Origin of the sequence: Pseudofrankia coriaricola (assembly GCF_032027725.1) — a bacterium.
Classification (GTDB): domain Bacteria; phylum Actinomycetota; class Actinomycetes; order Frankiales; family Frankiaceae; genus Pseudofrankia.
Genome location: NZ_JASNFO010000044.1, coordinates 99,180 through 117,646, shown reverse-complemented (window position 1 = coordinate 117,646; position 18,467 = coordinate 99,180). Strand labels below are relative to the sequence as shown.

At 71.3% G+C, this 18,467-nt stretch carries 18 protein-coding genes and 1 pseudogene; 7 read left to right on the top strand and 12 right to left on the bottom strand.

Annotated features, from left to right (window positions below):
* Window positions 1-60: 60 nt before the first annotated feature.
* Complete coding sequence (locus tag QOZ89_RS24110; protein ID WP_312625399.1) at window positions 61-549, bottom strand: LuxR C-terminal-related transcriptional regulator; 489 nt, start codon at window positions 547-549, stop codon at window positions 61-63.
* A gap of 118 nt (window positions 550-667) precedes the next feature.
* Here QOZ89_RS24110 and QOZ89_RS47555 point away from each other — a divergent pair.
* The 4 genes and pseudogenes from QOZ89_RS47555 to QOZ89_RS24095 form a co-directional block, all read left to right on the top strand.
* Window positions 668-865, top strand: a pseudogene (locus tag QOZ89_RS47555) (CHAT domain-containing protein); the annotation flags it as partial.
* Window positions 866-947: 82 nt separating this feature from the next.
* On the top strand, window positions 948-1,571 hold the full coding sequence (locus QOZ89_RS47550) for a tyrosine-type recombinase/integrase (RefSeq protein ID WP_083418241.1): 624 nt from the start codon (window positions 948-950) through the stop codon (window positions 1,569-1,571).
* A gap of 110 nt (window positions 1,572-1,681) precedes the next feature.
* Window positions 1,682-2,080: a DUF309 domain-containing protein gene (locus QOZ89_RS24100; RefSeq protein WP_083418248.1), complete on the top strand. Its 399-nt coding sequence runs from the start codon at window positions 1,682-1,684 to the stop codon at window positions 2,078-2,080.
* Between the two features lie 242 nt (window positions 2,081-2,322).
* On the top strand, window positions 2,323-2,820 hold the full coding sequence (locus QOZ89_RS24095) for a hypothetical protein (protein WP_312625395.1): 498 nt from the start codon (window positions 2,323-2,325) through the stop codon (window positions 2,818-2,820).
* A 598-nt stretch (window positions 2,821-3,418) separates the two neighbouring features.
* Here the strand turns inward: QOZ89_RS24095 and QOZ89_RS24090 are convergent.
* Window positions 3,419-3,979: a class I SAM-dependent methyltransferase gene (locus QOZ89_RS24090; RefSeq protein ID WP_312625393.1), complete on the bottom strand. Its 561-nt coding sequence runs from the start codon at window positions 3,977-3,979 to the stop codon at window positions 3,419-3,421.
* Window positions 3,980-4,644: 665 nt separating this feature from the next.
* Window positions 4,645-5,385 (bottom strand): TetR/AcrR family transcriptional regulator, encoded by a 741-nt coding sequence (locus QOZ89_RS24085; RefSeq protein ID WP_312625391.1) that lies wholly within the window; start codon window positions 5,383-5,385, stop codon window positions 4,645-4,647.
* Between the two features lie 64 nt (window positions 5,386-5,449).
* Here QOZ89_RS24085 and QOZ89_RS24080 point away from each other — a divergent pair, with 64 nt between their 5' ends.
* Window positions 5,450-6,949, top strand: coding sequence for an MFS transporter (locus QOZ89_RS24080; RefSeq protein ID WP_312625389.1), 1,500 nt, complete (start codon window positions 5,450-5,452; stop codon window positions 6,947-6,949).
* A 185-nt stretch (window positions 6,950-7,134) separates the two neighbouring features.
* Window positions 7,135-9,414, top strand: coding sequence for an MMPL family transporter (locus QOZ89_RS24075; protein WP_312625387.1), 2,280 nt, complete (start codon window positions 7,135-7,137; stop codon window positions 9,412-9,414).
* Window positions 9,415-9,699: 285 nt separating this feature from the next.
* On the opposite strand, the gene QOZ89_RS24070 is transcribed toward QOZ89_RS24075, so the two are convergent.
* The 9 genes from QOZ89_RS24070 to QOZ89_RS24030 form a co-directional block, all read right to left on the bottom strand.
* On the bottom strand, window positions 9,700-10,266 hold the full coding sequence (locus QOZ89_RS24070; RefSeq protein ID WP_071047333.1) for an SRPBCC domain-containing protein: 567 nt from the start codon (window positions 10,264-10,266) through the stop codon (window positions 9,700-9,702).
* Between the two features lie 18 nt (window positions 10,267-10,284).
* Window positions 10,285-10,659 (bottom strand): ArsR/SmtB family transcription factor, encoded by a 375-nt coding sequence (locus tag QOZ89_RS24065; RefSeq protein ID WP_071047334.1) that lies wholly within the window; start codon window positions 10,657-10,659, stop codon window positions 10,285-10,287.
* Window positions 10,660-10,891: 232 nt separating this feature from the next.
* Window positions 10,892-12,199, bottom strand: coding sequence for an ArsB/NhaD family transporter (locus QOZ89_RS24060; protein ID WP_071047335.1), 1,308 nt, complete (start codon window positions 12,197-12,199; stop codon window positions 10,892-10,894).
* Complete coding sequence (locus QOZ89_RS24055) at window positions 12,196-12,654, bottom strand: CBS domain-containing protein (RefSeq protein ID WP_071047336.1); 459 nt, start codon at window positions 12,652-12,654, stop codon at window positions 12,196-12,198. The genes QOZ89_RS24060 and QOZ89_RS24055 overlap by 4 nt, the downstream gene beginning before the upstream one ends.
* The gene (locus QOZ89_RS24050) at window positions 12,641-13,969 is read right to left on the bottom strand and encodes a cation:proton antiporter (protein ID WP_312625381.1); all 1,329 of its coding nucleotides are present in this window, start codon (window positions 13,967-13,969) and stop codon (window positions 12,641-12,643) included. Before QOZ89_RS24050 ends, QOZ89_RS24055 begins: the two co-directional genes overlap by 14 nt.
* 75 nt (window positions 13,970-14,044) lie before the next feature.
* Window positions 14,045-14,251 carry a hypothetical protein gene (locus QOZ89_RS24045; RefSeq protein WP_312625379.1) on the bottom strand — a complete coding sequence of 69 codons (207 nt, stop codon included), beginning with the start codon at window positions 14,249-14,251 and terminating at the stop codon, window positions 14,045-14,047.
* 339 nt (window positions 14,252-14,590) lie between these two features.
* Window positions 14,591-15,058, bottom strand: coding sequence for an SRPBCC domain-containing protein (locus QOZ89_RS24040; RefSeq protein WP_071047338.1), 468 nt, complete (start codon window positions 15,056-15,058; stop codon window positions 14,591-14,593).
* 55 nt (window positions 15,059-15,113) lie between these two features.
* On the bottom strand, window positions 15,114-16,604 hold the full coding sequence (locus QOZ89_RS24035; RefSeq protein ID WP_071047339.1) for an MFS transporter: 1,491 nt from the start codon (window positions 16,602-16,604) through the stop codon (window positions 15,114-15,116).
* 91 nt (window positions 16,605-16,695) lie between these two features.
* Window positions 16,696-17,295, bottom strand: a complete 600-nt coding sequence (locus QOZ89_RS24030; protein WP_312625376.1) for a TetR/AcrR family transcriptional regulator — start codon at window positions 17,293-17,295, stop codon at window positions 16,696-16,698.
* A gap of 162 nt (window positions 17,296-17,457) precedes the next feature.
* Here QOZ89_RS24030 and QOZ89_RS24025 point away from each other — a divergent pair, with 162 nt between their 5' ends.
* Complete coding sequence (locus QOZ89_RS24025) at window positions 17,458-18,222, top strand: RNA polymerase sigma factor (protein WP_312625374.1); 765 nt, start codon at window positions 17,458-17,460, stop codon at window positions 18,220-18,222.
* Window positions 18,223-18,467: the final 245 nt, after the last annotated feature.

Below are 18,467 nucleotides of genomic sequence, written 5' to 3'. Positions count from 1 at the left end.
CGTCTGCTGGGCCACGCCGGCCTGCGCGTTCGACGGCGGTGGCGAGACACGATCGACCGGTCAGGGCGCCATCGTGCCGCCGGGCTGGTTGATTCCGGTCTCATAGGCGAAGATCACTGCCTGGATTCGGTCGCGGAGGCCGAGCTTGGCCAGGAGCCGCTTGGCGTGGGTGCGGACGGTGGACTCCTCGACCACCAGCCGGTTCGCGATCTCGCGGTTGGACAGACCCTGCGCCATCAGCTCGAGGACCTCGCGTTCGCGGCGGGTGAGCTCGGCGAGCTCCCGCGTCCCAACCAGCTCCGGGACGGGGTGCCGGGCCATCCTGTCGATCACCCGCCGGGTCACCGACGGCGACAGCAGCGCGTCGCCGGCCGCGATGGTATGCACCGCGGCGATGAGCTCCTCGGGGCGGGTGCGCTTCAACAGGAAGCCCGAGGCACCGGCGCGCACGGCGCCGAACACGTAGATGCCGCTGCTCGAAGGTGAGCGCTTGCCGTGGTAGCTCGTGAGTTCGTCGCGTCGGGGCAGGTCGTCTGTCTGTTCGACCACGGCTGGCAGCCATTGCTCCCATGAGCCTGGCCATGCTCCTTGAGGGTGGCGGAAGCCGTCGGGCTCAGTGCGCCGCGACGTCACGACCGTCGCAAGATCTTCAGGCCGTTGTGGATGCATGTACCTGTCCGCCTGCTCCACAGCGCGAACGGGGCCGGCTCTGCTGGACGAGGCGATCCATCTCACCTTGGCGTTCCAGCTCGCCGGATACCGCCACGTCGTCGGAATGCTCTGGTCGGTGTCGGACGACGGGTCGGTTTCGCTCGTGGACGACGTCTACGCCGCGGTGAAGTCCATCGGCGGCGACGCCGTCCGCGCGGTGCGCGCCGCCCGGTCGCGGGGAATCGGGGAAGCGAGGCAGGCCCCGGTGGCGTGGCGGACCGCCGAGGCCCTGGCCGCTGCTGGTCAGGGTCGCGGCCGACTCCGGCGCCCGACGAGGAGAACTGGCCTGCCTGCGCCGCGGCGATCTCGACGGCCGCATTCTGACCATCGGGCGAGGGCTGTCCGCGGGGGAGCTCGGCCCGACGAAGTCGAAACGCACCCGCCGTCTCACCCTCGGCCAGACCACCAACGACATGATCAACAGGCATTTCGAGACCTGGACCGCACGCGCCGGCACCCCGAACGCCGACTGGATCTTCACAGCGTCACCCGACCGCAGCACCTTCATCACCGCGGACGCGCTCTCGCACCGGTTCCGCCGCCTCGGCCGAGCCGCCGGCGTCGAACGGGCCGCGCTACACCGGCTCCGCCACGGCGTCGCCACCTACCTCGTCGGCAACGGCAAGCTCCTTACTGACGTTGAACTCGCGGGGTGCCGGTTATGGGGGTTCGAGTCGGCGGCTACCGCACCCGAGCCTGGTCTTCGCCTGGGCCAAGAAGGCGCGGCTGGTGCGGGTAAGCCAGAACCGCATCGACGACCGCGCACGCACGGTACACGTCGTCGTAGGGGTTCCCCCGCGACGTCTGCGAGCATGGTGGGTGTGCGTTTGCTGGAGGACTCGACGGGTCGCGCGCGATGACGCGCTCCGTACCAGGGCCTGAACGAGATCGCGACGACGGCGGCCGGGCGCGGAACGCGCGGCCGCGCGACAAGCTGGGCAGGCCGCTGCCACGCGGCGCCGAGGGGGTCGTGTGGCAGTCCGAAGTCGTGGGGTACTCGCCGGATGAGGCCTTGACGGCGGCGCAGCGGCTGCTCGATGCGGGGATGCCGTTCCACGCCCACGAGGTCCTGGAAAACACCTGGAAGACCGCGCCACCCGACGAGCGCGCATTGTGGCGGGGATTGGCTCAGTTCGCGGTCGGCCTCACCCACGCGGCGCGCGGCAACGCTAGGAGCGCGGTGGCGCTGCTGTCGCGGTCGGCTGATGCCATCGCCCCGTACGCGGCCGCCGCGCCGCATGGTATCGACGTCGTCGGGCTGGTTGCGTGGGCGCGCGCGCGAACGGGGGATCTCGCTCCGGACGCGACCCAGGCTCTCCGGCCGCCGCCGCTGCGCCGGCACCGCCCGCGCCCCGCCCTTCCCGGGTGAGCGTCCGGGCGGCCAGCTCGGCGCGGAAGCCAGGGCGCGCCGCCCCCGGCCGTGACGAGGCTCGTTCTCGCGGTCCGGCGCCAGCGCAGGCCCGATCCACCGCCGCAAGATCCTGGGAGGCGCGATCAACGAGCGCCGTCGCGCCGCCCAACCCGACAGCGAAGCCGCAGGCTACACCGCCAAATCGAGTTCTGGCTCGCTACAGGTCGATCCCTGAGCTCGGCAGAACGGCACGCGAGGCCGTGCAGTGGGCCACCCTCGGTAGAGAATCATTCTTCGCCCGGCTGCAGGTGGTCAACAACCGCCCCAAGGTGCACGACACTGAGTTCATCACCTCGGACGGGAACATCGACTGTGACAACTCAGAGGTCCAGGCGGAGAAAACCCGGCACGTGCCGATCCGGGACACCGACCCGACGACTCAGAGCACCACCTGCTTCGTCAAGAACTACACCGGCCCCACCGCCCACGACCCTTGCGTCGGCATGACGTGGTTCACCGTGCACCTGGACTTCGGCTTCCACCCGACCACCACCACGTGCGCTGGTGAACAGCCGTGGGAGTTGTCCGCGCACCCCTACCAGGCCCGCTCCGGTGACATCATCGACCTGGGCGGCGCCACCTACACGGTCTCCCAGAGCGCCGTGACGTGCACGGCGAACAACTTTGAGAACACCAGCTTCACCGTGTCCTCCGACAACATCCTGATCCCGATCACCCCAGGCGAGGATGTCGAGTAAAGCCCAGGCCCGCCTCGGCCACCGCAACCCCGCCACCACCCTGCGCCACTACTCCCACGCCACACCGCTCGACGACCAGGACATCGCCGACGACCTCGACCCGGCTTCCGCAGCATGTGGGCACACAGGCAGCCGGAAACCATGTGTGACCTGCGGGAACGGTAGCCATCCCTATAGCTGTAGGGATGGCGACGCTTTATAGGGATGACAGGCAGCGCGCACCCCGCGGCAGAGGGTCGCTGCGTGAGCGGTCTCCCGGTGTGTGGGAGATCAGGGTCGTGGTCGGCCTCGACCCGGCGCGGGGCCGTAGCGTGCAACGCTCCTTGCCTTCACTCTTCACCTTGCGCTGGTCCTGACCGTCCGCGCCCCCGAGACCGCTGCCGCCCTGCTCGTCGATCTGTTCGGAGTTTCCGCGTAGAGCCCCTCGACCGGCCGTTCCCGTCCGTGCTCGGCGCCCCGGCGACCCTGGCCGCTGTGCGGGTTCCCGCGCTGGCGGTGGTCGCCGTCGCCGCGCTCGTCGAACGTGATCACCGTTGCCGCTCCGACGCTGGCCCTCCAGTTCGTCGGAGGGCGGGCAATCCGCGCCGCGGCCCGCAGATCACGACGGGGCGATGGCGCGAAAGCGGAAAGTTCTCCAACGCGTGTCTATCCGCGGTTCCGTGAAACCAGCGGTCACCAGGCGAGGAGCTAAGGTGCGTGGGTTGACCAGATGCATGGTGTCACCGATGTGCGCTACCGCGAACAGCGGGCCCCACCGGCTATCGGAGCCGGCGAAAATACCTCCCGGCCGAAGCACACGCCGAGCCTCGGCGAAGAGCCGGTTCTGCAAGGGCGTGGTCGCCACATGATGAAGCATGGTGAAGCAGACCACCACGTCGAACGACTCGTCGGGGCACGGGAGGTCGGTGGCGTCCGCGTGTAGGACCTCCACGTTGGGGAGGCGCGCCGCCAATGCGCTCGCATCCGCCGTGTCGTACTCGACTGCGGTGAGTGACCCGGCACGTGGCAACAGCCAGTTCGTCGTCTGTCCTGGTCCGCTGCCCAGTTCGAGCACGCGTTGGCCCGTGAGCCGCACATCGGCAGTAGCCCATGGCAACAGGTCGGTGAGGTGGCACGCCCACCGCCTGGAACGGCAGTAGATGCGATGGATGGGATTCACAAGAAGCCCCCTATCCGGTGGATCTCGTCGCAGCGTCCAGGTTCGACCAGCCGTCGAAGCCGCGTCGACTACGTTGCATAGTAGGTCGTGGGTGGCGGAGCGCGAGCCGGTGTCATGGGGCACGCAGGTCGGTCGCGTTGTGGGTGACGGCGTCCGGCCGAGGAGCGATGGGCGAGGTGGCGGATCCGTTGGCCGAGGCGCGGCGCGGGGCCACCTTCACACCCGCAATCGGCTCGACAGCACACGACCGTACGGGTACGACGAGGGGGTGAGCGCGGTACCGGTGTCCAAGGGCGGCTCACCGGCGCTTAAGTTCTCGTGCGTCGGGCGGTAGCCCGGTTCGGGTAGGACGGCGGCCGGCGGGTTATCGATCGCCGTCATCCCGCTCGGCTGGCACTTCTTACTCGTGATACCTCTGGTTTCGCTGTTCCGCCTTCTGGTGGAAGGAGGCGGCCTCTCGGACGCCACCGCCCCGCGTCGCGCTCTCGACACCCGCGGCCGGGAATATCGGGATCGACCTGTCCGATCAGTAGCCGCGGTGGCCGCACCCCGACCCCATCCGCCCGCCCGGTGCTCGTCCCGTTGGGCCCGGTCTTAGCCGTCGCTGGCCGCCTGCTCGCGCTAAGGCGCGAGAAGACGGCCCGACGCGGAAGTCGCGGTACCCGCTACCGGGAGGACCGGGGCGATCGCTCGGGCCGGGGCGGGCCGGGGCGGGCCGGGGCGGTGAAGGCGGCCAGCAGGGTCGTGACCAGGTAGGACGCCGCGTCGGCCGCCTCCAGGCGGCCGTTGTCGACGTCCTCGGCGGCCGCGTGCATGAGGCTCATCGCGACCGTCACCAGCCAGGACGTGGGCAGGTCGTCGCGGAACACGCCGGCCTGGCGCCCGTGCTCGATCAGGGCAGCGACGGGGTCCAGGACCCGGTCGTGCACGTCCCTGATCCGTTCCGGCGGCAGCTCGCGCTGCGCCGCGTGCAGCACGCCGCGGAACTGCTCGACGATCCGCCAGGACGACGTCACCAGGCTGGCGAGCGCCTGGGCGGGGTCGTCGGCGAGGTCGACGCTGTCCAGCGTCGCGTGGGCCGACTCGATCGTCCGGACCAGGACGGCGTCGACCAGCTCGGCCCGGGTCTTGAAGTGGCCGTAGAGGGTGATCCGCCCGACGCCGGCCGCGGTGGCGATGTCCGCGACGCTGACGTCGGCGTCGCGCCGCAGGCACTGTGTGGCCGCGTCGAGGATCGCCTCGACGTTGCGGCGCGCGTCGGCCCGCTGTGCGCGCGGCCTGGCCGAGCCGGTGCTCGCGGCCGCCGTGGAGTGGTCCGGCACCGACTCCACCCGCACTGACCGCTCCCGCACTGACCGCTCCCGCACCGAGCCTCCCGGTCGTCGCCCGTAAACCTGTACTGGCATGTACGAGTTCCATGGTAGCGTTCCCGGTACCCGTACATTTCTGTTCAAGGTAGCGGAGGTTGGGATGACGGCCGTGGACTCGCCCGCGGCGACACCCGGTGTCGTCGCGCCGCGGCGCTGGCTGGTGCTGGGGCTGCTCGCGACGGCCCAGCTGATGCTGGTGCTGGATGTGACGGTGGTGAACGTCGCGCTGCCAGACATCGGCGCCGGCCTGCGGCTCTCCCGCGGCGCCGTCGCCTGGGTGATGACGGTCTACACGCTGTTCTTCGGCGGCCTGATGCTCGCCGGCGGCCGCCTCGCCGACCGGTTCGGCGCGCGCCGGCTCGCCCTGGTGGGGCTCGTGTTGTTCACCGCGTCGTCGGCACTGACGGGGACAGCTCAGTCGGCCGCGGCGCTGCTCGTGGGCCGGGCGCTGCAGGGCGCGGCGGCCGCGGTGCTGTCGCCGGCGGCGCTGGCGACCGCGCTGGCCGTCTTCCGCGGCCCGGCGCGCCAGCGGGCGCTGGCGGTCTGGTCGGGGCTGGCGGGCATCGGGTCCGCGCTCGGAGTCGTGCTCGGCGGCGTCCTCACCGCCTCGGCGGGGTGGCGCTGGGTGTTCGGCATCAACGTCCCGATCGGAGCCGCGCTGCTGGTCGCGATCCCCCTGGTGACGACGGCTCCGGGCGCGGCGGACGACGGCTCCGGCCGCGGCCTCGACAGCCCGGGCCTCGACAGCCCGGGCGTCGACAGCCCGGGCGACGGCGGCTCGGGCCTCGACGTTCGGGGCCTCGATGCGCCCGGCGCCGCGCTCGTGACCGCCGGGACGGGCGCCGCGATCTACGGGCTGATCAGCGCGGGCGACCACGGCTGGACGTCGGCGCGCTGCCTGCTCCCCCTGCTCGCCGCGCTCGTGCTCTGGACCGCGTTCGTGCTGGTCGAGCGGGTGACGGCGCGCCCGCTGCTGCGCGTCGAGCTGCTGCGACGCCGCCCGGTCGTCGCCGGCATGGTGCTCATGCTGACCGCCACCGGGCTCCTCGTCGGCGGCTTCTTCCTCGGCTCCTTCGCGCTGCAGCACGGGCACGGCTACGGGGCGCTACGGACGGGCCTCTGTTTCCTGCCCGCGGCAGTCGCCACCGTGGCCGGCGCCCACACGGCGGGGCAGCTCCTCACCCGGCTCGACGCACGGATCGTCGCGGTCGTGGGCTTCGCGCTCGCGGCGGTCGGCTACGGGCTGCCCGCGCTGTTCGGCGGCGCCGGTTTCCTCGTGGCCGGGCTCACCGTCGCGGCGCTCGGCATCGGCGCGATCTTCGTGACCGCGTTCACCGCCTCGCTCGGCGACGCGGAACCGGCCGAGGCGGGCCTGCGCTCCGCGATCGTCAACACCTTCCACGAGCTCGGCGGGGCCGCCGGGGTCGCGGTGCTCTCGAGCGTCGCCGGCACCGCCCTCGTCGTGGCGCGCCCGGCGGCGGACGCCTTCTCCGGTGCGTTCACGGTCGGCGCGGCCGCGGCACTCGCCAGCGGGCTCGCCGCGGCTCTGGTCGTGCCGCGGGCCCGGCGACTCCCGACGGACGCCCGGCCCATGCACTGACTCGCGCGGGGCAACCCGCCGCCGCCACGGGCGTCTCGCTCTGCCCCGAAGCCGTCGCCGCCCGCGGCTTAGCCCGCCGTCCGGATTCAGGCGCATCCGTCTGAGTCCTATCTTGTACAGAAAGGTTCAAGTTAGTGACAACGCTCGGACGCTCCACGTCACCCACGAACCAAGGAGAAGCACGCGTGTCCTCGTCCGTCGAGGAAGATCCGCTCGGGCGGCCAGGGCCCGCCCGCCGCGGGCTGTTCGGACGCGTCGCCCGGTGGTCGACGTCGCATCGCCGCATGATCGTGGCCGGGTGGCTCGTACTCCTCGTGGCGGGCTTCGGGATCTCGGCCGCCGCCGGCACGCGGTTCGACAACGCGCTCTCGCTGCCGGGCAGCGACTCACAGCGCGCGACGGATCTGCTTGCCAGGAACCTGCCGGCCGAGGCCGGGGACGTCGACCAGATCGTCCTCACCGCGGACGAGGGCGCCGTCACCGACGCCGCCGTGCACGCCGCCGTCGCGCCGATGTTGGAACGGGTCGCGGGGCTGCCCCACGTAGCGTCGGTGATCTCGCCTTACGAGGGCGCGGACGGCTCGCTCGCGATCTCGAAGGACCGGCGAACGGCCTATGCCACGGTGGTGTTCGACGACGTCGCCGAGGCGATCCCGCACGAGGCGATCCAACGGGTCGTCGACCGCGCGCGGGAGATCCGGTCGCCCCAGCTCGACGTCGAGGTGGGCGGCGCCGCGATCGAGCAGCTTAACCGTCCGTCGGTCGGCCCCGCCACCGCGATCGGCGTGCTGGCCGCGATGGTCATCTTGTTCCTGACGTTCGGCTCGCTGGCGGCGACGAGTCTGCCGATCGCCACGGCGCTGGTCGGGCTCGGGGTCAGTTCCGGGCTCATCGCGGCGGCCTCCCGCGTCCTGACGGTGCCAGACTTCGCCGAGCAGATCGCGATGATGATCGGGCTCGGCGTCGGTGTCGACTACGCCCTGCTCGTGGTAACGCGCTTCCGGGAGACGTACCGGCGCAACGGCGGCGACAACCAGGACGCGATCGAGGTCGCCATGGACACCGCCGGCCGGTCCGTCGTCTTCGCCGGCCTGACGGTCGTCATCGCGCTGAGCGGTCTGTACGCCGTCGGCATCAACCTGCTGTCCGGGGTCGCGGTCGCGGCATCGCTGAGCGTCCTGTTCGTCCTGGCCGGCGCGGTCTCCCTCCTGCCCGCGCTGCTCTCGTACGTCGGGCCGCGCGTCGCGCGCCGCAAGCGCCGAGCCGTGTTCCCGCGGCGCAGGAGCGGCGCCGTGCCACTGGGGCGCAAGGGCGGCGCCGTGCCCGCGGAAGGCGGCGAGACCCTCGCCGGTCGATGGGTGCGCGGCATCCAGCGGCGCCCGGCCGTGGCCGCGCTGGCGGCGGTCGCCGCGCTGGTGGCGCTGGCCGGCCCCGCGCTCGACCTTCGGCTCGCCTTCAGCGGCGCGAGCACCGACGCCGCGTCGAGCACGACCCGCAAGGCGTACGACCAGCTCAGTGCGGCGTTCGGCGTCGGTTTCAACGGGCCCCTGGTCGTCGCCGTGACCCTGCCCGGAGCGGATGTCAGCACCGTCACCGACAGGCTGGGCGCGCGCCTGGCGGATGTGCCGGGTGTCGCCGCCGTCGGGCCGGCCCGGATCAACCCGGCGCGCGACACCGCCGTCATCACCGTCACGCCGGCGTCAGCGCCCTCGAGCGAGCAGACCAAGGACCTGGTGGGCGAACTGCGCGGCGACGTCATCCCGGCCGCTCTCGGGGCCACCCCAGCCCAGGCCCACGTAGGCGGCTACACGGCGGCCTCCGTGGACTTTACCCAGCGGCTGTCCAGCAAGATGCCGCTCTTCGTCGGCCTGGTCATCGGCGTGGCGGCGCTTCTGCTCCTGCTCGTCTTCCGCTCCCTGCTGATCCCGCTGCAGGGCGCGGTCATGAACCTGCTCTCCATCGGCGCCTGTCTCGGCATCCTTCAGGCGATCTTCGAGCGAGGGTGGTTCGCCGGCCCCCTGAACGTCCAGCAGTCGGTCGTCGAGCCGTTCATGCCGATCATCCTGTTCGCCATCGTCTTCGGGCTCTCGATGGACTACGAGGTGTTCCTCGTCGCCCGGATCCAGGAGGAGTGGTCGCGCGACGGCGACACCGCGGCCGCGATCCGCCGCGGCCTCGCCAGCACCGGCCGGGTGATCACGGCCGCCGCGGCGATCATGGTGACGGTCTTCGCCTCGTTCGCGCTCAGCGGGGGCCATGTCCTGCAGCTCTTCGGCATCGGCCTGGCCAGCGCGATCTTCCTCGACGCCGTGGTCATCCGGATGGTGCTGCTACCCGCGACGCTGACCCTCCTGGGCCGCGCGACCTGGTGGCTGCCGGGCTGGCTCACCCGTGGCCTGCCTCGCCTCGCGGTCGAGGCCCCGGACACGGCGGAGCGGACGACGGAGGTTCCGGTCGCCAGCTGACCGGCGGGGCCGCCGGGCACATGCCGGTCTCGTCGGGTTCGGCACCGGGCCGACCGGGTGAGCGCGGCCGTGAGCACGATGGCCGCGGCGAGGGCGTACGAGCTGATGCGTAGCGTCCAGGCGTCGCCGGGCAGGTCGGTGAACAGGGAGATGTACAGGGGGTAGGCGGCCGCGGCCACGGCGAGCCATTCCAGCCGGCCGGCGAGGACGGCGACGAGGGCATGGCCGCCTTCGCCCGCGACCCGCTGCGCGGGTGACGGCAGGCGCTTTCTGGAGGGCGCGGCGTCAGCGCGGGTCGGTGGGTTCCTTCCAGCCGTCGGGCGGTCCGAGCTCGGAGGCCTCGGGGCCGAACGCGGCGCGGTAGCGGGCGGCGATGGGGGCCCAGCGCTGGCCCGGTGCCCAGGGCTCGCCGCCGGCGAGGTGGGTGGCGAGCAGGTCGAGGCACTCGTGCCAGCCGGCGCCGTCCCGGGCGGCCTTGCCCAGCGGGGTGAACTCGGCGACGAGTGTCAGTGCGCACCAGCCGGTGCCCCCGTCGTCGTCGGCGGCGGTGGCGAGCTCGAAGCGCAGGATGTCGTCCGGCCCCCAGCGCAGCTCCAGTACCGCCGGCGGCTCGAACCGCAGCATCTCACCGGTCATCGCGGGAAGGTCCTGGTCGGGGAACGGGAACGTCAGCGCGGCGCCGGCGGCCCGGTCGCCGACGATGCCGGTGGGGAACCATGCTCGCAGGTCCCGCGGGTCGGTCAGGGCGCGCCATACCCGCTCGCGGGGATGGCGCAGCAGTCGCTCGTAGCGGAGCCGGGCGCGGTCCCCGACGCGTTCGAGCGTTCCCAGCCGTTCGGTGGTCGCCGCCATGCGGTCCTCCTGGTGTTCTCAGTGGCCGTCGGCCGTGGTGTCTCGGTGCTCCGTGGTGCCCCGGTGCTGGTCGCCCTGGTTCTCGGCCCGCGCCGTCTCGTCCAGGTGGCGTTCGAGGGCGTCGAGGCTGTCGGCCCACAGGGCGCGGTAGGGGGCGAGCCAGTCGTCGAGGGCGCGCAGGGGCGCCGGCTCGATCCGGTAGACCCGGCGCTGCGCGTCGATCCGGCTGGATACGAGGCCGGCGTCGCGCAGGACCCGCAGCTGTTTCGACGTCGCGGGCTGGCTCATGCCCAGCGTGGCGACAAGGTCCCCGACCGACTGCTCGCCGGTCCGCAGCGCGTCGAGGATGCGCCGCCGGCTGGGCTCCGCGATGATCGCGAACACTGTCTCCACGCCTGGAATATACTCTGATGGTTATATGCTTGGCAAGATATGTAGGCGGGTCGTGAACGGGGTTGCCATCGATCATGTGACCGTGTGTAGGAACGACAGCGCCGGCGGACTCTCCTGGTCGGTCGGTCCGACGAGCAGGCCAGGCACGCCCGCGGGAACTTCAGCCAGACCCGGTCGGAGGCGGTGAACTGGTCAGCGCGGTACGGCCGGCTTGCCAGGCCGGCGGATGTCCTCAGCCGGCGAGCGCGAAGTAGCGCAGCCACAGGTACCCGGCGGACAGGGTGATGGTGACGGCGGTGACGACGAGGCCGTATTTGGTGAACTGCCAGAACGAGATGGGCTGGCGGTTGCGTTCGGCGATGCCGAGGACGACGACGTTGGCGGAGGCGCCGATGGCGGTGGCGTTGCCGCCGAGGTCGGCGCCGAGGGCGAGGGCCCACCACAGGACGTGGTGTCCGTCGGCGCCGCCGCCCATGTCCTTCACCAGGTCGGCGGTGATCGGTGCCATGGTGGCGACGTAGGGAATGTTGTCGACGACGGCGGACAGGACCGCGGACCCGAACAGCAGCAGCATTGTCGCGCCGAGCTCGCGCCCGCCGGTGGCGTCGGCGAGCGACGTGGAGAGCTCGCCGATGACCCCGGTCTCGATCAGGGCGCCGACCATGATGAAGAGGCCGGCGAAGAAGGCAAGTGTGGGCCATTCGACCTCGTTCAGTACCTGCCGGGTATCGACTTTGGAGATCGCGATGAGCAGTCCGGCGCCGAGGAGGGCGACCACGCTGGGGGCGAAGTGCAGCACTGGGTGCAGGACGAATCCCGCGACGACGAGGGCGAGCACCGCGAGGCCCTCGATGAGGAGCCTCGGGTTGCGGATGGCCTCGCGCTCCTCCAGTTCCATGATTTCGCCCGTGAGGTTCTCGTCGTACACGAACTCGCCGCGGAACATGATCCGGCACAGGCCGACCAGGACGGCGGTGAGAACGGCGGCGATCGGGAGCGTGTGGACGAGGAAGTCGTTGAACGTCAGGCCGGCGCGGCTGGCGATGATGATGTTGGGAGGGTCGCCGACGAGGGTGGCGGTGCCGCCGATGTTGGAGGCCAGCACCTCGGCGATGAGAAACGGTGCCGCGCGCAGCGCGAGGCGTTCACACACCAGCAGGGTCACCGGGGCGACGAGGAGCACGGTGGTGACGTTGTCCAGCAGCGCCGAGGCGACCGCCGTGATCACCACCAGCATGGCCATCACCCGGAACGGTCTGCCGCGGGCGCGTTTGACCGACCAGATGGCCAGGTACTCGAAGACGCCCGTCTGTCGCAGCACCCCGACGATGATCATCATGCCCAGGAGCAGGAAGATGACGTTCCAGTCGATGCCCGTGTGCTCGTCGTAGAAGGCGGCCTTGTCGTCGGTCGCGGTGATCGCGAGCATGCCGGCCGCGCCGCCCAGTGCGGCGGCCGTGCGGTGGACGCGCTCACTGATGATCAGTACATAGGTGATGACGAAGACGGCGATGGCCGCCCAGCTGTGCCAGTCGCTCATCGAGCCTCGAGAAGGCGGTCCAGCAGATGCGCAGCGGTGATCACGCCGAGGGTGCGGGAGCCGGCCGCGTCCCGTTCGACGACCGCGACGAGCGGGCTGGCTTCTCGGGCCATGAGGGCCGCGACCTCGAGCGCCGTGTCGTCCGGGGCCGCGATCGGGGGAGTGTGCCGGTCCTTCGGCAGGCAGTCGCGCACCGAGCGTCCGGACAGGGCCTGGCACAGCCGGTCGGCGTGCCGCTCGTCGACGACGGCGGCAAGCGTCGGGTCCTCGATGACATACAGGGGTACGAGCATCTTGACCAGCCGGGAGGCGGGCAGCACCGCGTATGGCACGCCGTCGTCGTCCAGCACCAGCAGCCCGGGCAGCCGCTGCTCGGCCAACAGGCGAGCAGCGTCCAGGGCATCGCTGTCCAGCGTCACCGAGGTGTAGGGGACGGCCAGGTCACGTGCTCGCATTGTCGGTCTCCTCGCCTCGAACGGCTGCCACCGGGTGCGGGACCCCGTTCCTGAGGTTGTCGCCGTCCGGGCGTTCGGTGTCGGAAAGGGCAGCTGAAGCCATCGCGGATGGGTCCTTCCCGTGCTCGTCGTCCGGGATGCCGACGAGGTCCTCGACGTCGAACATGCGGGCGATCGGAACGTCCGTGCTGCTGTGCGCCACGATGGAGACCGCGATGCAGACCGCGATCAGCGTGTAGGCCTGGTGGCCCTGCGGAATTCCGGATTCGAGCACCAGCAGTCCGTAGACGACCGACGCGAAGCCCTTCGGCCCGAACCAGGCCGCGGTCAGCTTCTCCCGCCGGCTGAAGCGACTGCCGGCCAGCGAGAGGAGCAGCGAGGCGGGGCGTATCAGCACGATCGCCAGCACCACCGCCACGTACCCGCCGAGCGGAAGGTCGCCGAACAGACTCGGGGTCAGCAGCGACCCGAACACCAACAGCGCCGCGAACTTGCTCAGCTCCGCGAATGCCTCCCCCAACGGCTCGAACGCATGCTTCGAGTCGGGTGATACCGATGCGAGCACCGCGCCCGCGGAGAACGCGGCCAGGTAGGGGTTGGCGTGCGTGAGATGGCAGGTGGCGTACAGAATCACCCCCACCGCCAGCGGCAGCAGCGGCTGGAGCTTCGGCTCCGCGCCCAGCAGCCGGAAACGCACCAGCCAGGCGACGACCACCGGCAGCGCGACGCCCAGTGCCAGTCCGCCTACCAGCTCCAGCGCGATCGTCGACAACGACTCCTCGGCCGTCCCGGACGTCGGACCCGCGGCCGCGATCAGCAGCAGCACGACCGGCAGCGCGAGCCCGTCGTTCACGCCGCTCTCGACGTTCAGCAGCTGCCGTAGCCGGGCCGGTACCTCGCGGCGTCCCACGATCGCGGAGGCGAACACCGGGTCGGTCGGCGCCAGCACCGCTCCGACCAGGAAGGACGTCGTCCAGTCCAGACCCACGAGGAGGTGCGTCACGACCGCCATGCCCGCGAAGGCCAGCGGCATACCCAGACCCAGCGCCCGGGCCGGGTTCCACCACGCCCCGCGCAGGGCCGGGAACGAGACATGCATACCGTCGGTGAACAGCACGACGAACAGCGCGAGATCGGCCGTCACACCGACGATCTCACTGCCGGCGGTGATGTGCACGAGACCCAGGAAGCCGTCACCGACCAGCGCGCCACCGAGAAGAAAAAGAAAGGAGGTCGACAGCACCGAACGCGCCGCCAGACCCGACAGCAACACCGCGACGAGCAGCGCAACCCCGAAGACCGCCACGAGCACCACAGCAGCGACCCCCGATCGACAAAGAGACTTATCCCTTGTTCGCCGACCAGGCTTCCCGGCACTCCACCAGCGACTCTAGCAGCCCTGGCGATAGTGATCGGGTAGAAGGCGCAGGTGGTGCCGCGTGACGTCGGTGGGCTCGACGCTGGCCAGGCCGATCGAGCTGCGCGAGACCACGACGGTGCCGCTGATCCGGCCGACGGACAGCGGCGGCCTGGCACCCTTCACCCGCGAGCTGTTCACCGTCGCCGGCCGGTACCCGACGAATCCCGACCCCGCCACTGGCGGACGTAGCGTACGGCGAGTCCCCACGATCATCCTGGTCGCAGACCTAGACCTCCGCGGCGGGTGGCGTCCCGCCCAGTGCCGACGGCGAGGTTCATCCGCAACCGCCGAGCGGTAGGGGCATGGCCTCGTCGAAGCGGAGGATCAGGCGGTCGGGCGGCGGTGTAGCGGGTGACGACGTCGGCCCAGTTGATGATGTCCCACAGGGCGGTGGCGGGTGCTACCTGAATGCCGGGCGTTGTACGGATGCCGGGAAGTCCGCCGCGTCCTGTCGGATTCGCCCGGCGGCGGGATCAGGGCCGCCGTCGTGGAGATCGTCGATGGGGGCTTTGTGCGTCAGCTGGCGTTGAGTGGCTGGCCGGTTTCGAGGAGGGTCTTGAGGCCGGACAGGACGCGCATCCAGCCGGTGTCCGCGACGCGCGCGGCGGTTTTGGGTGCGTTCTCGAGGTGGTCGTGGACGATGGTGAGCAGGCTGATCTGGTCGTCGCCGGGAGTGATGTTCCAGGTGACCCGGCTGGGTGGTTCGGCGGCGAGGTCGGGGTTGTAGAGGGCGCGGTAGCTGACGACCAGGCGGTGCGGTCGGTCGGCGTCCAGGACTGTTTCGTCGCCCCAGAGGGCGGTGCGGTCGGGTGAGTGGTAGCGGAACGGTGTGCCGATCTCGCCGGTGGTCTCGACGAGGGCGCCGAAGAGGTAGCCGGAGCTGAGGTCGGGGTCGGTGATCGCGTCCCAGATCTGTGCGGGGGTGGCGCGGATGAAGAGGTGGTAGGTCTGGGTCGTGGGCGCGGTGGCAGCGGTCATGGTCATGAGTGGTCCTGTTCGCCGGCGTGGACGGGGGTGGCGGAGCCGAGCTCAGTGCGGCTCATTCGGCCGGTTCGGCCACGGGGGTGACGAAGCGCGGTGTGCCGGTCTCGGTCGCTGGGTCGGGCCGCGAGGTCTGGGTTCTGATGTTGGGTGCGCGCAGGGCGATGACGGCGGCGGCGAGGACGGCGAGGCTGCCGGCGAGCAGCGCGCGCTGTAGGCCGGAGGTGAGTGCCTGGGCTGGGGCGGTGTGTTCGGCGAGCAGGTGGTGGGTGTGGGCGGTGGCGAGTGCGGAGAAGACGGCCAGTCCGAGGGCGGAGCCGAGTTGTAGGGCGGTGTTGAGCAGCCCGGCGGCGAGTCCGGCTTTGTCCGCGGGAACGCCGGCGTTGGCGGCGGTGGTGACGGTGACGAACACGGCGCCGAGCCCGACGGACATGACCAGCAGGCCGGGGAGCAGGTCGGTGGGGTAGGAGCCGGCCACGGGAACCCGGGACAGGTAGTACATCCCGGCGGCGGCGATGAGTGCGCCGCCGGCGATGATCGGCCGGGTTCCGATCCGGGGCATGAGCTGTGTCGAGAGGCCGGCGGCGAGGACGATGCCGGCGGTGACGGGCAGGTAGGCCGCGCCGCCCTGGATGGGGGAGTAGCCGAGCACGTTCTGCATGTAGAGCGTCAGGAAGAAGAACATCGACAGGAAGCCGGCGAAGGCGAGGAGCTGGGTGGCGTCGGCGGCCGCGAGTCCCTTGACGCGCAGGATGGCGAAGGGGAACAGCGGATCGCGGACGCGGCTTTCGTTGACCGCGAAGGCGGCGAGCAGCAGCGCGGCGGTGGTCAGCTCGCCGATGGTGTGCGCGGTGCCCCAGCCAGTGTCGGGCGCCTTCACCAGCGCGTAGATGCCCAGCAGCATCCCGCCGGTGACGAGGATCGCCCCGCCGGCGTCGAAGCCGACGCGCGGCTGTGCCCGCCGTTCAGCCGGGACGAGGCGGAACGCGGCGGCGACGATGGCAACGCAGACCGGGATGTTGACGAACAGCACCCAGCGCCAGCCAGGTCCTTCCGAGAGCAACCCGCCGCAGAACACGCCGACGGCGGCGCCCAGTCCGCTGATCGCGCCCCACACGCCAAGCGCCCGGGTGCGGTCGCGTTCGTCGGTGAAGGTAGTGGTGAGGATCGACAGGCCGGCCGGAGCCATCAACGCGGCGCCGACGCCCTGGGCCACCCGGGCGCCGACCAGCATGCCGGCGTTCGCGGCGAGCCCGCCGGCAAGGGAACACACCGCGAACAGGGTCGTGCCGGCGACCAGCATGCGTCGCCGGCCGAGGAGGTCGGCCGCGCGGCCGCCGAGCAGGAGGAAGCCGCCGTAGGTCACGACGTAGCCGGACAGCACCCACTGCAGGCCCTGCTGGGAGAAACCCAGATCGCGCCGGATCGACGGCAATGCGACGTTCATGATCGACGAATCGACGAGGTCGAGGAACTGGACCGCGCACAGCAGCAGCAGCGTGAGCATGCCGCGGCGGGTGGCGAGGATGGAGGCGGGTGGGGCGGTCATGGCCACCTTCAGATTGGACGAAACCGTCCAGTCTGACGCTAGACGAGACTGGACGATCCCGTCCAGAGTTTGTTGGACGGAATCGTCCAGTTCAACTGGCGAAGGTGCGGACGAACGCGAGTGCGGCCTGCACCGCGACCCGCAGCGACGCCCCGTCGCGGCGGGTCTGGCTCAGGAGCATCCCGCCCTCGAGACTCGCCAGCAGCGCGGTACCGAGGTCCGCCGGCGAGGCGTCCGCCCGCAGCTCTCCCGCCGCGCGCATCCGTGCGAACGCGTCGACGAACAACCGCTCCCAGGCGGCGAACGCGCCCGCCACCCGCGCCCGGGCCCCCTCGTTGTGCTCGGCGACATCGGATGCCAGCGTTCCGATCGGGCAGCCCGCCGGGCTCTGTTCGTACTGGGCGACGAATCCACCCAACGTGCGCTCGAGCTCGTCCAGGGTCGCCACCGTGGCGAACGCCTCGGTCAGCCCGCCGAGCACCTGGTCACACCGGTAGCCCACGGCCGCCTCCATCAGCTGATCCCGGCCACCGAAGTAGTGGTAAAGCTGGCTCTTGCTCGCCCCGGCCACCGCGAGCACCTGCTCCAGGCTCACCGCCCGCACGCCATGCTGGGCGACCACGTCCGCGACCCGGGCGACGATCCGCTCGCGACTCGCCCGCCCACGCGCGGTCGTCGGCTCCGTCGACATCCGACCACCTTAGCCACAACTGGACCGAACCGTCCAATAGGAGCCGCGGCTGGCGTTCGCCGCCGTGAGGCGACCGTCGCGGCGCTGGACCGAGCCGGCCGTCAGCCAGCCGGGGACGCCGACGCCACCGACGTCGAGGCGTCCGGCCAGGACGACACGCTTGTGCTGCTGTTCCTGTGCTGCCATCCCGCGCTGACGCCGCCGTCGCAGCTGGCGCTCACGCTGCGCGCGGTCGGCGGTCTGACGACCGCGCAGGTCGCCTCGGCGTTCCTGGTCCCCGAGGCTGCGATGGCCAGGCGGATCACGCGGGCCAAGGAGCGGATCAGGAGCGCCGGCGCCCGGTTCGAGCTGCCGCCACGGCCGGACTGGCCCGAGCGGCTCGGCATGGTCCTGCAGGTGCTGTATCTCGTGTTCAACGAGGGCTACACCGCCAGCTCGGGGCCCGCGCTGAACCGGGCCGACCTGACCGCAGAGGCCATCCGGCTGGCACGTCTGCTGCACCGGCTGCTGCCCCAGGAGGGCGAGGCCGCCGGCCTGCTCGCGCTGATGCTGCTCACCGACGCCCGGCGCGGCGCCCGGACCAGCCCGGACGGGTTGATCGTGCCGCTCGACGAGCAGCGCCGCGAACTGTGGGACAGCACCGCGATCACCGAAGGCCAGGCACTGCTCACCCGCACCCTCACCCGCACCCTCGGCCGCGGCCCGGTCGGCGCCTACCAGATCCAGGCCGCGGCCGCCGCGCTCCACGACGAGGCCCCGACCGCCGAAGCCACCGACTGGCCGCAGATCCTCGCGCTCTACGACCTGGGTCGCCTCGACTCCGCCGTCCGGACCTCCTCGGTCGCCGCCGTCGCCTGGCAGTTCTCCGCCCGGCACCACGAACCCGGCGACACCGCGAAAAGACCACGTCTCACGGTGAGGATGTAGGCGAGCCCCGCGCCGGCCGACCAGCGTCGACCTCGCAGCCTCCGACGCGGCGGGCTCCGACGTCGTAACAGACAGAGCCATCTCCGGACGCGGCTACTCCGAGCGCCGCTGGCCCGGACTGGCCAGCCAGCTCCGTTCTGGCCCGCGGCCGGCCACCGACCGGCGACACCGACCTTCACGCCGCCGTCGCCCGACCGGCTTGCGCGAGCGACATAGTTGCGATACTAGTTAATTAACAACTATGT